The 15,556-nt window shown below is 44.1% G+C and carries 9 protein-coding genes; 8 read left to right on the plus strand and 1 reads right to left on the minus strand.

The window, feature by feature from the left end:
• Positions 1-513 precede the first annotated feature (513 nt).
• From SLU01_RS03905 to SLU01_RS03940, 8 genes are all read left to right on the plus strand, one after another.
• A complete protein-coding gene (locus SLU01_RS03905) occupies positions 514-2,256 on the plus strand; it encodes an AAA family ATPase (RefSeq protein WP_147055567.1) in 1,743 nt (580 codons plus the stop codon).
• Positions 2,257-2,521: 265 nt separating this feature from the next.
• The gene (locus tag SLU01_RS03910; protein WP_147055569.1) at positions 2,522-7,051 is read left to right on the plus strand and encodes an endonuclease; all 4,530 of its coding nucleotides are present in this window, start codon (positions 2,522-2,524) and stop codon (positions 7,049-7,051) included.
• Positions 7,052-7,444: 393 nt separating this feature from the next.
• Positions 7,445-9,016, plus strand: coding sequence for an ABC transporter substrate-binding protein (locus SLU01_RS03915; protein ID WP_147055571.1), 1,572 nt, complete (start codon positions 7,445-7,447; stop codon positions 9,014-9,016).
• Between the two features lie 92 nt (positions 9,017-9,108).
• On the plus strand, positions 9,109-10,026 hold the full coding sequence (locus SLU01_RS03920) for an ABC transporter permease (RefSeq protein WP_147055573.1): 918 nt from the start codon (positions 9,109-9,111) through the stop codon (positions 10,024-10,026).
• A gap of 12 nt (positions 10,027-10,038) precedes the next feature.
• Positions 10,039-10,971, plus strand: coding sequence for an ABC transporter permease (locus SLU01_RS03925; protein ID WP_147055575.1), 933 nt, complete (start codon positions 10,039-10,041; stop codon positions 10,969-10,971).
• A 14-nt stretch (positions 10,972-10,985) separates the two neighbouring features.
• Complete coding sequence (locus tag SLU01_RS03930) at positions 10,986-11,975, plus strand: ABC transporter ATP-binding protein (RefSeq protein ID WP_147055577.1); 990 nt, start codon at positions 10,986-10,988, stop codon at positions 11,973-11,975.
• A gap of 1 nt (position 11,976) precedes the next feature.
• Entirely contained in the window at positions 11,977-13,035 is a 1,059-nt protein-coding gene (locus SLU01_RS03935) for an ABC transporter ATP-binding protein (protein ID WP_147055579.1), read from the plus strand.
• Positions 13,004-14,140, plus strand: a complete 1,137-nt coding sequence (locus SLU01_RS03940) for a M20 family metallopeptidase (protein ID WP_147055581.1) — start codon at positions 13,004-13,006, stop codon at positions 14,138-14,140. The genes SLU01_RS03935 and SLU01_RS03940 overlap by 32 nt, the downstream gene beginning before the upstream one ends.
• A gap of 305 nt (positions 14,141-14,445) precedes the next feature.
• Here the strand turns inward: SLU01_RS03940 and SLU01_RS03945 are convergent, their stop codons facing one another.
• Entirely contained in the window at positions 14,446-15,378 is a 933-nt protein-coding gene (locus tag SLU01_RS03945; RefSeq protein ID WP_147055582.1) for an LCP family glycopolymer transferase, read from the minus strand.
• Positions 15,379-15,556: the final 178 nt, after the last annotated feature.

Consider the following 15,556-nt stretch of genomic DNA (forward strand, 5'->3'; position numbering starts at 1 on the left):
AATTGGAAAAGGGCTGCTCCCATGATGAGGAGCAACCCTTTGATTTGTATAGTAACTTTTATTGTTGAAGTTTATGTCCATCTAAAGATCCGTGATCCGGATTCTATTGAAAATGATCAATGCCGCGGTCATTTTCCACTGGGTGTCTTCTATCCTTAAGCAACGCAAGCCCTACCTACTCTCGCGTCCTTGCGACCCTTTAGCCGCGCCAGTGTGAATAAGTGTCCTCAAAAACAGTACGTAGAATGCCATGTCAAATTAAAAGTTACTATGGCGTTAACTAATTAAATATAACATAGATGGATGAGAAGGGCAAGTGTATTATGTTTGTTTCGTTGGCAAAAGGAGATTTTATTGCAAAATCTATACTGTTTTTATTTTTCACTTTGTAAAATCCTCCAAGTAAGCCAGTTAGCGCAACGTATTTGTCATTAATTCCCCATCTTTCTTCCTGTTCAATCGTCTGTGTATATTATATAATAATAGTATCTTTCATAAGGAGTTGGGGATGGCTTGAAGCCGAGTTCAAAGTTTGTAACTAAGATTGTCGTCCTGGTCGCATTAGTCGTAGGAATTGCAGCTGTAAGTGTCGGATGGTATGTCTCGGGTGCAAATAAAGGAATGGATATGTCGTTTTCAGAGTTTGAGAAGGCGATACAGGCTCAAGATGGCGAGCGGCTGTCTCTGAAAGAAAAGGCTGACGGCACGTTGTACTTGCAGACGAAAGATGCGCTCTATGTGACGCAAGTCCGTCCGCAAAGCCAGTTGGCAGAACAATTAGTAGAAAAATATAACCTTTCATATACATTTGCCGATAATGGCCAATTTAGTGGTTTGATTATCGGTGGCTTGATTATTGCGGCGTTCTTCACGCTGTTGATTCTTCATAAAAAAGGGAAGTTAGGGGCAGGCATATCTTCAATGAAGAATGGCGCCTCGAAAGCGACTCCGCTTCCAACGATTACGTTGGATGATATCGGCGGGCTGCCTGAAGAAATGAAGGATGAGATCCACCAGACGTTATCGATTATTAAAGATCCTGTCCGTGCCACTCAATTAGGGATCCAGGCGCCAAAAGGGCTTTTGTTATACGGACCTCCTGGGACTGGGAAAACGTTGCTTGCCCAAGCAATTGCTCATGAAATCGGAGCAACGTTTTACTCTTCAAGCGGTTCAGCATTTACGGAGTTGTTTGTAGGAGTCGGGGCTTCTCGTGTTCGGACATTATTCCAAAACGCGCGGAAGCAACGCCCGGCTGTCATTTTCATAGACGAGGTCGATGCACTTGCCGGCAAACGGAAAGAGCATGGCGGAGAAGAGTCTGAGAAAACATTGACGGAGCTGCTTGTCCAGTTGGATGGCGGCAATGATAATGAAGGGATTCTTTTCATCGCAGCGACAAACCGTAAAGATATGTTGGATGAGGCGTTTCTTCGTCCAGGACGTATCGATTATACATTCAATGTGCCGCTGCCGGATACGAGCGGTCGTCGGGAAATTATCGACATCCATACGAAAGGCCGCCTGCTTGCAGATGAGGTGTATGCATCGCTCGATGTGTTAGCGGAAAGTACATCCGGGTTCTCGGGTGCGGAGCTGAGTTCATTGTTTGAAACTGCAAGCAAACGCGCTGTCCGTGATGGCCGTCAGCAGATTGATAAAGGTGATCTTGACTTTGCGATTGATCGGACGATCCTTGGCAGTACGTCACGTGCTTTGAATGATATAGAAACGAAAAGAAGAGTCGCAATCCATGAATCTGGCCACGCACTCATAGCGGCATTAACGAAACCGGGTTCTGTCCGGAAAGCGACAATCATTCCACGTGGACAAGCGCTTGGCTATGTAGCGCCGATTCAAAAGGAACTTCATTTGCAGACTGCAAGCGAATTGATGGACCAAGTGAGCATGATTCTTGCGGGGGGAGTGGCCGAACGGCTTTACCTCGGAGAGCATAGCATCGGCGTCAGCGGTGATGTGCAGCAAGCGAAGGATATTATCGAGCGTATGGTCGATACGGGCTTATACCAAGATAGCTTTACGTTGACGTTCAATAAAGGCGAGAAAGAAATGAAAATGCAGGACATCTTCGGCGAGGCATTGCGAAAAACCGAACGGCTTATTCAGGAAAATTCCGCGCAGTTCGAAGAGTTGGTTGAAGTTTTATTCCACAAAGAAACGTTGGACGGCGCTGAAGTTCAGGAAATCGTCGACCGCAAAGCTGTTGTAGTCGAAGAATTAGTTGTTGTAGGATAATTTAAACTAAAGCTCTCTAGTCTACTTAAGACTAGGGAGTTTTTTTGTGCTACTATCCTCACCTAACTAATCAGAAAAAACATGTCAAAAGCAATATGTGAAAGTCGCGAAATATTACAAAAGGTCGCATGGTCAATTGAACCAATGCAATGTTAGGATGGAGATGCAATCTGTAATTCTATGAATCTAGTGGGAAAGGGAGCGGTTTTCATACTATCTGTGAAGCGCAGTACCATGTTTTCAATGATGAGAGGAGAATGGTTCGATGCGAAGTAAGAGATGGAGAAAGCGTTTGAATAGTTTTTTGGCAGTTGGGTTGGTCGCGAGTTTACTTGTGCCATCAGTTCCTGCAGTTGTGAAGGCGGAGACGACGGCAACGGATTTGTTCATTTCAGAATATGTGGAGGGCAGTAGTTTTAATAAGGCGATTGAGCTATATAACGGAACGGGGCAAGCTGTCGACTTAAGTAAGTATTCAGTGGAGCTATACGCAAATGGTGCGGCTGCGGCATCAGCAAAGTTAGCGTTATCGGGAATGTTAGGACATGATGAGACATTTGTTTTGTACCATCGCGACGCAGCTTCGGGAATTAAAGATCGTGGCGACCTCGAAAATATGAGTGTCATTAATTTCAATGGGGATGATGCGCTCGTTCTTAAAAATGGTGACACCGTGATTGATTCATTCGGACAAGTCGGTGAGCGCAGCAATTGGGGGACGGATGTGACACTCATACGAAAGCCTTCAATAAAAAGTGGGGATTCAATACCGGATGACACGTTTAATCGTGAGGATGAATGGATTGTGCACCCGAAGGATACATTCGATTTTTTAGGTGCACATGAAATGGAAGGCACGTCACCGGAAGAACCTGAAATCCCGGAAGAGCCTGGTGATGTTAGTCCAATCGCGGACGCGCGTTCCATGACGCTAGGGGAAACCGTAACCGTCAAAGGGATTGTCGCTGCCAATTTGAAAAATACGATTTCAGTCCAGGATGAAACGGGTGGAATCGCAGTCCGGCCGACGAGCTTGCCTGCGTCAATCGGCGATGAAGTAACGCTAACTGGTACGCTAGCGGATTATCGCGGCTTACTGCAGTTGGATGGGGCTACCTTAGTTGAAATTAATAAGAACGTTGGGGCTCCGCAGCCAATTACCGTTACTGGAGCAGAGGTCGGAGAAGCAACAGAATCAGAGCTCGTCACTGTGCATAATGTCATCTTGTCAGATGTACAAGCGGGCAGCGGCTGGGCAAATTACTTGGCGACTGATGGCAATGAATTCATCGTTCGTGATGAAACAGGTTCACTCGGGTTAACGGTAGGAACCGCGTATGATTCGATTACCGGAATTGTGCAGCAGTTCGACAATGATTATCAAATCATCCCGCGTTCGACGATGGATATTATCGTTGATAGTTCAATCATTCAGCCGGTCGTTGCAAGTCCAGGCAGCGGCACGTTCGTTGGCAGTGTGGATGTTTCATTAACGACGGGCACACCGAACGCCGAAATTTTGTACACATTAAACGGCATGGATCCTATTAAAAACGGAGCAACATATGCAGCGCCGATCGATATCAAGGAAGACACGACCATCAAAGCTGTCGTAAAAACAGAGGATGGCGGTTACAGCGATGTGTCTACGTTTACGTATACGATCACGGAAAGCTTACAAATCCATGACATCCAAGGAGAAGGCCATATATCTCCGTTCGACGGTCAAGTCGTGGAAGGCGTTGAAGGAATCGTCACATATAAATATGAACTGAACGGCTCGACGTATTATCATATCCAAGCACCGGACGAAAAACGCGATGGCAATTTGAATACGTCAGAAGCAATCGTCCTATACAGCGGAAGGGATGCATGGAATCTATCGATTGGTGATTATGTTTCCGTTACCGGCCAAGTGAGTGAATATGCGATTGATGGCTATGCAGAGCGTCAGGAAACGGATTTGAAAACGACACAGATCAATGTGCGGGACGATCGTGGCGGCGAAGTGAAAGTTTTGGAAAGGGATGTGCCACTCCCGGCCCCTTTCATTATCAATGAAGAGAATTTGCCGAAAGAGAAAATCGCAAGCACTAATTTTGCGGAATTCGATCCTGCGACATATGCAGCAGACTTCTGGGAAAGCCGTGAAGCAATGCTCGTTCAGGTCGGTGACGTAAAAGCGGTTGGTCCTCAGGAGCATGGCGATCTCGTTACAGTATTTGAAGATGTTGCAACAGATACGTTGAACGGCGGAATCTTATTGAAGGAAAATGATGAGAATGCAAATCGGGTGCAATTCCGATTGGAGCCGAACGGTCCTGCGCGCGAGTTCGAAGTTGCGACAGGCGACCGTTTTACTGGCCCGATTACAGGAGTTGTCGGTTATTCATTCCAAAACTATAAGATCTACACGTCTTTGAATGAAATGCAGCAGGCACATTCTAAAGGGAATGCGGTTCCTGAGAAGACGACAATTGTGAAACAGGATGACAAGCTGACGATTGCATCCTATAACTTGGAGAACTTCTCGAACAATAAGAAGACGACGACAGATGATAAAGCAAGGAAGCTGGCAAGGGCATTTGCAGTCGATATGCAAAGCCCCGATATTATCGGCGTGACGGAAGTGCAGGATAATAATGGCCCGGATGCAGGGGATTCCAAGGCGAATGAAAGCTACGAACGTCTTATCCAAGCCATTGTCGTGGCTGGTGGCGTTCAGTATGAATACGTCAATATCGACCCTGTGAATAATGAGGACGGCGGACAGCCGAACGCGAATATCCGTGTCGGATTCCTTTACAACCCAACTCGTGTTTCATTGACTGGAGGCATTCCGCATGGCGATGCAACGACAGCGGCAGGATATGAAAACGGCAAACTGACACACAATCCAGGACGAATCGTTCCCAATGATCCGGCATTCAACAGCAGCCGTAAACCGCTTGCAGCGCAATTCGATTTCCAAGGAGAATCGGTCATCGCCATCGTGAACCATTGGAATTCCAAAAATGGGGATACGCCGTTATTCGGTTCACAGCAGCCGCCTTTCTATGGCAGTGAAGTGCAGCGCAAGCAGATTGCAAAGCTCGTTTATGATTTCGTTACAGAAATCAAAACAGATAACCCGGAAGCGAATATTGTTTCGCTCGGTGATTTCAACGACTTCCAGTTTGCGGATGCATTAAAGATCCATGAAGGCGACTTAATGACGAATATGATCAATCATGTGGACCTGGCAGACCGTTATTCATACGTGTTCCAAGGGAATTCACAAGTGCTTGACCATATTTTAGTGTCGAATAACTTGGTTGAACAAACAGAAATCGACATTTTACACATTAACGCAGATTTCACGGATATGGCAGGACGCGCTAGCGACCACGATCCGGTCATGGTGCAAATCGGATTTGAAGCTCCAGTCATTTGGGAGCCAGTTCCGATTCAAAAAGAGTATAACTTAGTTAATTATCATAAAAAGCAAGTGATGATTGCAGAACCTAGCGTTGCGGTCTATATGGATGCACAATCGTCATTGAAGGAAGGTATGTACCTAAAAGGGGACTACGCTGAATTGACTGGCGAAGGGTTCAAATCGAATAGGGTCATTTTGCAGCCGAAGAAAAAGGGCTTAATTGTCGACATGAAAGGTACGGAAATGGGCCACGTCATCGTGGAAGGTGCACACCCGCTTGAAATTAGAGGCGCAGAAAATATTAAACGAATCGATTTCATCAAAGGGGCAGAAGCTTCGAAAGTCATTTTCTACAATTCGAAAGGCAAGCGGATCACTGTTCCTGTCATTAACAATGCGCCAGTTGTGAAAAAGACGATTCCAAGTAAAGAAGCAAAAGTCGGGGAGACGATTTCAATCGTCCTATCCGAGCATTTCAGTGATCCTGACGGGGACCAGCTGACGTTTTCAGCAACGAAAGGGACTGTTGATCTGACGAAGGGCATTCTCCTTTTAAAACTTGAAAAAGGCAGCCATATCGTCGGTGTCACCGCAACAGACGGGGATAAGTCCGTTACGACCAGCTTCACGGTGACCGTCACCGAGGCGGAAGTTGAAGTGCCTAACGACGGCTATTACAAAGATGCAATCGGCAAGGAAGGGCAGGCGTTAAAAGCCGCGCTTCACACGATCATTTCAGATCATCGCCAATTGTCGTATTCGGAAGTGTGGGATGCTTTAAAGGAAACTGATCAGGACCCGAATAATCCGAACAATGTCATCCTATTGTATTCCGGCGAATCCCGTTCAAAAGATCGTAACGGAGGCAATGTCGGCGACTGGAACAGGGAGCATGTCTGGGCAAAATCACATGGCAACTTTGGCACAAGCAAAGGTCCTGGAACCGATATCCATCATTTGCGTCCGACTGATGTCCAAGTGAACAGCGCACGCGGCAACTTGGATTTCGACTATGGCGGCAGCACAGTGAAAGGTTGTGACGGTTGTTTAAAAACGTCGAACTCCTGGGAGCCACCCAATCATGTGAAAGGCGACGTGGCGCGGATGCTCTTTTACATGGCGACCCGTTACGAAGCGGGGGATCGCGTAGATTTGGAGTTGAATGAACTGCTGAACAACGGCAGTAATCCATATCATGGAAAGCTTTCAGTTCTATTGGAATGGCATGCAATGGATCCAGTCGATGAGTTTGAGATGAATCGAAATAATGTGATTGAACAATGGCAAGGCAACCGCAATCCGTTCATCGACCATCCTGAATGGGTAGAATCGATTTGGAAAAATGCCGGATCAAGTGAGTTGAAAAAAGCTTCATAATGAAAAAGAGACTAGAGGAGCAACTATCCTCTAGTCTTTTTAATTGTTTGTAAGTACTTCGTATTCTATTCGTTCAAATACATCAATTCATAATACGACAATCTATACAAAAATAACAATTTTTATACACCTAACATATGAAAAGCAATCAAGCAGCATTACGATAGTCTTGATGTCAACCATCTTTTTCACTTTAAGTTAATGTGAATACTCCCTATTCAAGAAATTATTAGCACTGATTAAGAGTGATTCGGAACTACTAGTTTGAAAGTATTAAAAGGTTAGTAAATTATTTATATTCTAAAAACATATTGTGTTTCTATCTAACTTCATTTATTATTATTTATAATTATTCACTAAAGGTGAATTAATAGTTAATTAGGGGGGCATGTAATGAAAAAGAGAAATCTACTAGTCTTTGTAGGATTACTTGTGATGATGTTGTCACTAGCAGCATGTAGTGTCGGAAGTAAAAGTGAAACCGGTAGTGAAAATGAAAGTTCATCTTCTGGCAATAAAGATGATAATCGTACATTAACGATTGCAATGGGGTCAGATATTGTAAGCTTTGATATTCATAATCATAATAATACGTCGACTGAAGCGGTCCACGACAATATGTTCAACTATCTTTTCAAAAGGGATGACAATAACGTTATTCAACCGGAACTAGTCGATACATTTGAACAGTTGGATGATTTGACTGTGCAAATGAAATTGAAAGAGGGAGTTAAGTTCCATAATGGTGATCCGCTCACTTCTGAAGACGTCAAGTTCACTCTTGAGCGTGTTGCAACAGACGATACATTGAAGGAATATCCTAACTATAAACAAATCAAACAAGTCGATATTGTTGATGAATTGACGTTCAATGTTGTGACGCATGCTCCTGAGCCATCTTTGTTCCATAGATTATCAAGATTAGGCTCCGGAATGCTTCCGAAGAATTATATCGAGGAAAATGGCTGGGATCACTTCCTCTCTAATCCGGTTGGGACAGGTCCTTATAAATTCAAAGAGTGGATTAGGGATGACCGGATCGTAATGGTACCTTTTGAGGACTACTACGAAGGAAAAGAGGATGAGTGGGACGAAGTTGTCTTCCGCGTTATCCCGGAAAACTCCACAAGGGTTTCCGAGCTGTTAACAGGGGGAGTAGATATCGCTGTTAACGTTCCGCCGAGTGATTGGGACCGTGTAGATAAAAACGATGGTACTTCAATGAAGAAACAAACTTCGAACCGTACGATTATGTTGATCCTACGTGCGACAGAGGGCTATCCAACTGCCGATGTCCGAGTCCGTCAGGCGATTGACTACGCCATCGACGACGGTTCACTTGCTGAGCATGCATTGAAGGGCGGCGGAATTCCGACACGTACAAGGGTTGGTCCTGGTAACTTCGGACATAATCCTAGCCTCTATGACACGTATAATTATGATCTAGACAAAGCAAAATCACTTCTTGCAGAGGCTGGTTATCCGGAAGGCTTTGAAATGACTTTGCATTCCCCGCGTGGACGCTATTTGCAAGATGCTGAAGTAACGGAAATGATCGCAGGTATGCTGTCGCAAGCAGGTATTAAAGTAAATATCGAATTCATGGAATGGAGTAATTTCGTTGAAATGCGAACTGCTAAGAAGAATAAAGATGCATATCTTCTTGGTCTAGGTAATTCTATGTTCGACGGAGCTTATTCAGTTGACTGGTATCGTGCTGAACGTTTCGAAGGTGAAACAGATTATAAAAATGATGAAATTGAGGAATTGCTAAGCGCGTCTGCAACAAATATGAATTCAGATGAACGTGAAGCACAAATCCAAAAAATTGAAGAAATAGCAGCTGAGGATGTCCCGCATGTACAACTCTATCAAGAAACGATTAACACTGGAGTTAGCGATCGTATTGAATTCAATCCTCCTCAGGATGAGATGATTTACGTTCCAAAAATCAAACGGAAATAGAACCTGATTGCAGGGCCAGGGAGAAATTTCCTGGCCCGTGTATTTTTAATAAGGAGTCACTTCGTTAAATCAATTAAAAGGAGGAGGCCACTATGATTAAATTTCTTCTGAAGAGAGTCCTTGAATTCATACCCGTTCTGCTCATTATTTCATTCATTGTTTTTTCGCTTGTTTTCGTAGCAGGAAATCCCGTGGCCTTAATGCTGCCTGAGGATGCTAGCCAGGAGGATATTGAACGATTGACGGTAGCGTTGGGGCTTGACCAGCCATTTATCGTCCAATATGGAAAATACATGTTGGATCTTGTCCAAGGGGATTTTGGAAAATCATTCAGATACAATACGGATGCATTACCTTTAGTGCTTGAACGATTGCCGGCAACACTGGAACTGGCGGCGGCTTCCATGATCATTGCTATTATTATTGCGATACCACTTGGCGTATGGTCCGCAACTAGGAAGAATTCCTCATTGGATTTACTTGCAACAGGGGGAGCAGTAATTGGGAAAGCGATGCCGAACTTTTGGCTTGGAATTATGCTAATACTATTGTTCTCAGTCACTCTTGGATGGTTTCCTGTATCGGGCAGAGGAACAATCGCCCATTTAATATTGCCTGCGATAACGTTAGGCACGGGAGTTGCAGCAGAGATGACAAGACTTATCCGTTCTAGCATGGTGGAAATCTTAAGCCAGGATTATGTAAGAACAGCAAAAAGTAAAGGGCTTCGTAATTTCTTTGTTGTCTATAAACATGCCTTCCGGAACTCGCTCATTCCAGTTGTCACGATTACGGCTTTGCAAACGTCAACACTAGTTGGTGGAGCTTTAATAACTGAGACGGTCTTTTCTTGGCCGGGTCTTGGACAGCTTCTTATTCAAGCAGTGAATACGAGAGACATGGCAATCGTGCAGGCGAGCGTTTTCACAATCGCGATATTAGTTATCTTTATGAATCTTTTAGCAGATGTTGTCTATCGAATTTTGGATCCACGAATCAAGTACAGTTAAGGGGGTTATCAAATGTCTGCAAATCTACAATCACATGCTGCTGCGGAAAGCGATGCCGGTGTAATAAAAAGCAGAAAAAAGACAAACGCTCTATCTCGTTGGACGAAACTGCTATTAAAAAGTAAGACAGGTACAGTAGGTTTTATTATTGTCTTATTAGTATGTCTTGTGGCAGCTTTTGCTAATTTTTTGGCACCGCATGATCCCGCAGCCATCAATCCAGCCAAAATGTTGAAACCCCCTTCCTGGTTGGAGGGTGGAGAGAAGGCGTATCTTCTTGGTACGGATAATCTTGGTAGGGATATTTTAAGCAGGATCATTTATGGATCGAGGGTTTCCTTGCTTGTCGGTGTTGCTTCGGTCATTCTTGCGGGAATCATCGGCATTATCGTGGGCCTGGCTTCAGGCTATTATGGTGGCTGGTTAGACTCAATCCTAATGAGAATAGTAGATTCCTTCTTATCCATTCCTAATATTTTGTTTGCATTAGTTTTCTTGGCAGTATTCGGGCCAAGCGTACCGACACTCATCATCGTTCTTGGTGTGACGAACTGGGTCGCATACGCCAGGATTGTGAGGGGAGAAACGCTTTCCATTAAGGAAAGGGAATTTGTAAGAGCGGCACGTTCAATTGGAGTACGAAACGTCAAGATTATTAGTCGCCATGTCCTTCCTAACGTAATATCCTCGTTTATTGTCATATCGACATTGAGTATCGCAACCACAATTATTTTGGAAGCTTCTTTAAGTTTTCTGGGGCTGGGCGTTCAACCTCCGACCGTTTCCTGGGGAGGAATTTTGAGCGATGGACGTGATTATCTTGCAACGAGCTGGTGGTTGGCAACATTTCCTGGGGTTGCCATTACGATTACTGTGTTGGGAATTATTTTCTTAGGCGATTGGCTCCGGGATGTCTTGGATCCGCGTTCGCAAAGCAGAAGTTAAGGAGGTGCAGTGAAATGAAGACAGGAACAGCAATATTGGATGTGGATGATCTACATACTTATTTCAGGACGGAACACGGTGTCATCCCTTCGGTAAATGGGGTGTCCTTCGAAGTAAGGGAAGGTGAAACGCTTGCTATCGTAGGCGAATCCGGATCGGGCAAGAGTGTTACTTCGCTTTCCATTATGGGATTGATTGATTCTCCCGGAAAAGTGGAGAAAGGGAATATTCTTTTTGAAGGCAAGAATTTAACGACTCTTGGAAAAAAAGATTATCGGAAGTTGAGAGGCAACGAGATAGCGATGATATTCCAAGAGCCTTTATCTTCGTTGAATCCTTTATTCACAATAGGGAACCAATTATCCGAGTCTATTAAATTGCATCAGAAAGTAGATAAAAAAACAGCGAGAGTAAAAAGTATCGAAATGCTTCGTCATGTCGGCATACCACGTGCGGAAAAAGTCTTCAGTTCATTTCCACATGTATTAAGTGGGGGCATGAGGCAGCGTGTGATGATTGCAATGGCTCTATCGTGCAACCCGAAACTGCTCATTGCAGATGAACCGACAACAGCGCTGGATGTTACGATTCAAGCACAAATATTGGAGTTAATGAAGAAACTGGCGAAAGAAAACAGTACGGCTATCCTCTTGATCACCCATGATTTAGGTGTTGTTGCTGAAATGGCGGATAAAGTCGTTGTCATGTATGCCGGCCAAGTTGTCGAGCATACCGACGTGTATACGTTGTTCAGCAATCCAAAACACCCTTATACAAAAGGGTTGCTCAACAGTACACCGAAGTTTCATGAAACAGAAGAGGTACTTGCCTCCATCACCGGAACTGTCCCGACTCCTTCGAAAATGCCGAAAGGATGCAAGTTTAACCCGCGTTGTCCGTTTGCGACTGAGGTCTGTACGACGCAGGAGCCGGTATTGCGAGAAGTTGCCGATGGTCATAAAGTGAGATGCTGGTTGTATGAAGAGAAGGAGGATGCGATTTAATATGGTTACAAATCAAGAACATCCGCCTTTATTGACAGTAGAAGGGTTGAAAAAGCATTTTGAGCTAACTGAGGGCTTCGGCAAAAAGAAGCTGCTGAAAGCTGTCGATGGGATCGATTTTACCGTTCTGGCAGGAGAAACGTTAGGAATTGTTGGTGAGTCGGGTTGTGGAAAATCGACAACTGGAAACTTACTGATCAATTTGCTGGAAAAGACAGAGGGCAAGATTATCTTCAACGGCAAAGATATGGATTCTTTAACAAAAGAAGAGGTCAGAAAATCACGTGCTGACATTCAAATGATCTTCCAAGATCCTTTTTCCTCATTGAATCCGCGTATGAGGGTTGTGGATATTATCGCAGAACCGCTACGAACTCACACGAAGATGAAGAGAAACGAAATCCGTGAAGAGGTTTTCAAGCTGATGGATGCGGTTGGACTAGACAGGACGTATGGAAAGCGCTTCCCGCATGAATTCAGTGGCGGCCAACGGCAACGTATCGGTATTGCCCGAGCGATTGCACTGCGCCCGAAGCTGATCATTTGTGATGAGCCGGTTTCCGCTTTAGATGTCTCCATCCAGGCACAGATCTTAAATCTTTTGATCAAACTGCAAAAGGAATATAAGCTGACTTTCATCTTTATCGCACACGGATTGCCAGCCGTCAAATATATAAGTGATCGGATTGCCGTCATGTATTTAGGGAAGATTGTGGAAATAACGACGAAAGCACAGCTCTTTGATAAACCGATGCATCCTTACACGGTAAGCCTTGTTTCTGCAGTGCCGCTTCCTGACCCTTACATTAGAGATCGGGAAAGAGTAATTCTTGAAGGAGATATCCCAAGTAATGTGGATATCCCATCCGGTTGTAGATTCAGGACAAGATGCCCATATGCGGAAAAGAAATGTGAATTAGTTGAGCCTGAATTGGTGGAATTGGAAGCCGGACATTTTGCGGCTTGCCATTTCCCGTTGAACACTGATGCCTCTACTATGCTGTCAGGGGAAGAAGGGATGGAAAATCATGAAGGAATTTTTGCAAACGAAACAAACTGAAATGCTTTCCCTATTGGAGAAGCTTGTCAATATTGATTCCGGTTCCACTCATAAAAAAGGAATTGATGAAGTGGGAGGGATTTTAAAAGGGATTTATGAAGAAATCGGCTTCACTGTCGAAGTGATCGATGAGCCTGAAAACGGCAATAATATGGTGATCACCTATCCGGGAAGTGAAAATCCTACAATGATAGCTGTTGCGCATATGGATACGGTTTTCCGTGTTGGGACAGCAAGCGAAAGACCGTTTTCAATTGAAGGTAATCGAGCGTACGGTCCCGGAGTCATTGATATGAAAGCAAGTCAAGTGACACTTATATATGCACTTAAAGCATTGAAAGAAAACAGTCCGGGTGCACTTGAAAAAATACAAATCGTTTTAAATGGTGATGAAGAGATCGGCTCTCCAACATCCAGGCGTGTCATTGAAAAATACGCTGAAGGAAAAACGCATGCACTGATTATGGAACCAGCAAGAAAAGACGGTTCACTCGTCACTGCAAGGCGTGGCGGAGGCCGCTATTCCATTTATGTCACAGGGAAGGGCGCTCACTCAGGTATTGAACCGCAAAACGGCATCAGTGCAATCGAAGAGCTTGCCCATAAAATCATCAAGTTGCATGCACTGACCAATCACGCTGAAGGGATAAGCGTAAGTGTCGGACTCATCGACGGAGGGGAATCAGTCAATACGATCGCCCCATCTGCCGCAGCCCATGTGGATGTACGAATCACTTATGCCGAACAAGCTGAAGCAATTGATCGACAGGTGAAAGAAATATGTGCATCATCGGACGTCGCTGGTACAACAATCAAACTGGAAGGCGGCATTAATCGTCCCCCGATGGTGAAAAATGAGCAAACAATTCAGTTCTTGGAACTTATTAAGGAGACAGGAGACAAGTTAGGAATCAAAGTTACTGACGTTGCAACGGGTGGAGGATCAGATGCATCTTTCACTTCAGCGATGGGAGTTTCAACAATAGACGGATTAGGTCCTGTTGGTGGAAATGCACATAGTGTAGACGAGTATTTGGAACTCCCTACTTTAGTGGGAAGAACAAATTTACTGGCAGAAGTGATTCGTAAACTTGCAAATAAATAATGAAAAGTAAGAGGTTCCCGACATCATGGTCTGGGAATCTCTTCATCTTTCTAGTATATTCCTTCAACTACATAAATAATGTTTTCATTGGACGTGAGCAATTGCAATTCGGGATCGTCAACACTGTTTTCGGTCTCGTAAATGTGCAAGTGTCCATTTTTCAGTAAGAAGTGGAACTCAGTATCGCCACGAAATTTCACTTCCTTGGCTTTTCATTCGAACATGCTGAAACAAGTAGAATTCAGTTCGCTTATTAAACAATACTATAATAGTAACCAGACAACATCATCGAAACCGTAGCAAAGTTATTCCAATCCCAAATGCTTCCTCAGCTCTGTCTTCACTTCCTCAAGCTCCGCGGGATCTGTAATATAATACCAGATGCCATTCATCCGCGTTCCTTCACCTTTTTCAAATCTAATCTGTTCAACGGATTTAGCTGCATCGCGATAGTTTTTCTGCACTTCCACCATTTCATCAAACGTCATATTCGTCCGCACGTTTTTCCCGATTGCCTCGAAAATCCCTTTATAGTTCAACAGACTTGTAATGGAGGCACCTTCCCGCAAAATTGCATGAACGACTTGCTTTTGCCGATCTTGCCGCCCAAAATCGCCACGAGGGTCATCGTAGCGCATCCTGACAAAGGCGAGGGCCTCTTCGCCTTTCAATTTAATTTCCCCTTCAGGAAAGGAAAAGTTGTCAACGGTGAAATCGAGTGAATTATGTACGGCCACTCCTCCGACCGCATCAATAATATCCTTGAAACTTTCCATATTCACTTGCACGACATAATCAATCGGTATATCAAGAAAATGTTCAACCGTTGCGAGTGACATTTCTATCCCGCCGAAAGCATATGCATGATTCAATTTATCCTTTATTCCAAGGTCGATTATATCTACATACGTATCACGAGGGATGCTCATCATTTTAGTCGACTGCAGTGTTGGGTTTACTGCAAGCACAATCATCGTGTCAGATCTTCCTTTATCGCCTTCTCTTTCATCGACACCTAACACAAGAACGGAGAAGGGTTCTTTCTCTTGAAAAACAATCGGCTCTTCTCTTTTTTCTGAAACGATGCGCTCGATCGGCTCATGCATGACCTTCGCCGTTTCAGTCAGTTCCTTCACGAAAAAGAGACTATAAATAATAACAGCTATGACGAAGATGCCAACTAAAATGCCTAGCCAAATCAATATTCTTTTATATGAACCTTTTTCCGCTGCTTCCATAGTTCTCTCCACTCTTTGCGCAACTATTTTCAATGAATTGTTGGTAGCAGTTTACGCAAAAAGCTTATGGAATAGACGTATGACGTTCAAGAATCTTTCAGGCTACTAGTAACTGAAAATTAACTATTTAACTTGTAATCAGAAATATCAGTTGATAATATAAAGATAGATTGATTTA

The organism is Sporosarcina luteola, assembly GCF_007991495.1.
GTDB classification, from domain to species: domain Bacteria; phylum Bacillota; class Bacilli; order Bacillales_A; family Planococcaceae; genus Sporosarcina; species Sporosarcina luteola.

What these genes read in the sequence shown, in the direction of transcription:
- SLU01_RS03910 (WP_147055569.1), top strand. Translation starts at nt 2,522, where the DNA reads ATGCGAAGTAAGAGATGGAGAAAGCGTTTGAATAGTTTTTTGGCAGTT.
- SLU01_RS03915 (WP_147055571.1), top strand. Translation starts at nt 7,445, where the DNA reads ATGAAAAAGAGAAATCTACTAGTCTTTGTAGGATTACTTGTGATGATG.
- SLU01_RS03920 (WP_147055573.1), top strand. Translation starts at nt 9,109, where the DNA reads ATGATTAAATTTCTTCTGAAGAGAGTCCTTGAATTCATACCCGTTCTG.
- SLU01_RS03925 (WP_147055575.1), top strand. Translation starts at nt 10,039, where the DNA reads ATGTCTGCAAATCTACAATCACATGCTGCTGCGGAAAGCGATGCCGGT.
- SLU01_RS03930 (WP_147055577.1), top strand. Translation starts at nt 10,986, where the DNA reads ATGAAGACAGGAACAGCAATATTGGATGTGGATGATCTACATACTTAT.
- SLU01_RS03935 (WP_147055579.1), top strand. Translation starts at nt 11,977, where the DNA reads ATGGTTACAAATCAAGAACATCCGCCTTTATTGACAGTAGAAGGGTTG.
- SLU01_RS03940 (WP_147055581.1), top strand. Translation starts at nt 13,004, where the DNA reads ATGAAGGAATTTTTGCAAACGAAACAAACTGAAATGCTTTCCCTATTG.
- SLU01_RS03945 (WP_147055582.1), bottom strand. Translation starts at nt 15,378, where the DNA reads ATGGAAGCAGCGGAAAAAGGTTCATATAAAAGAATATTGATTTGGCTA.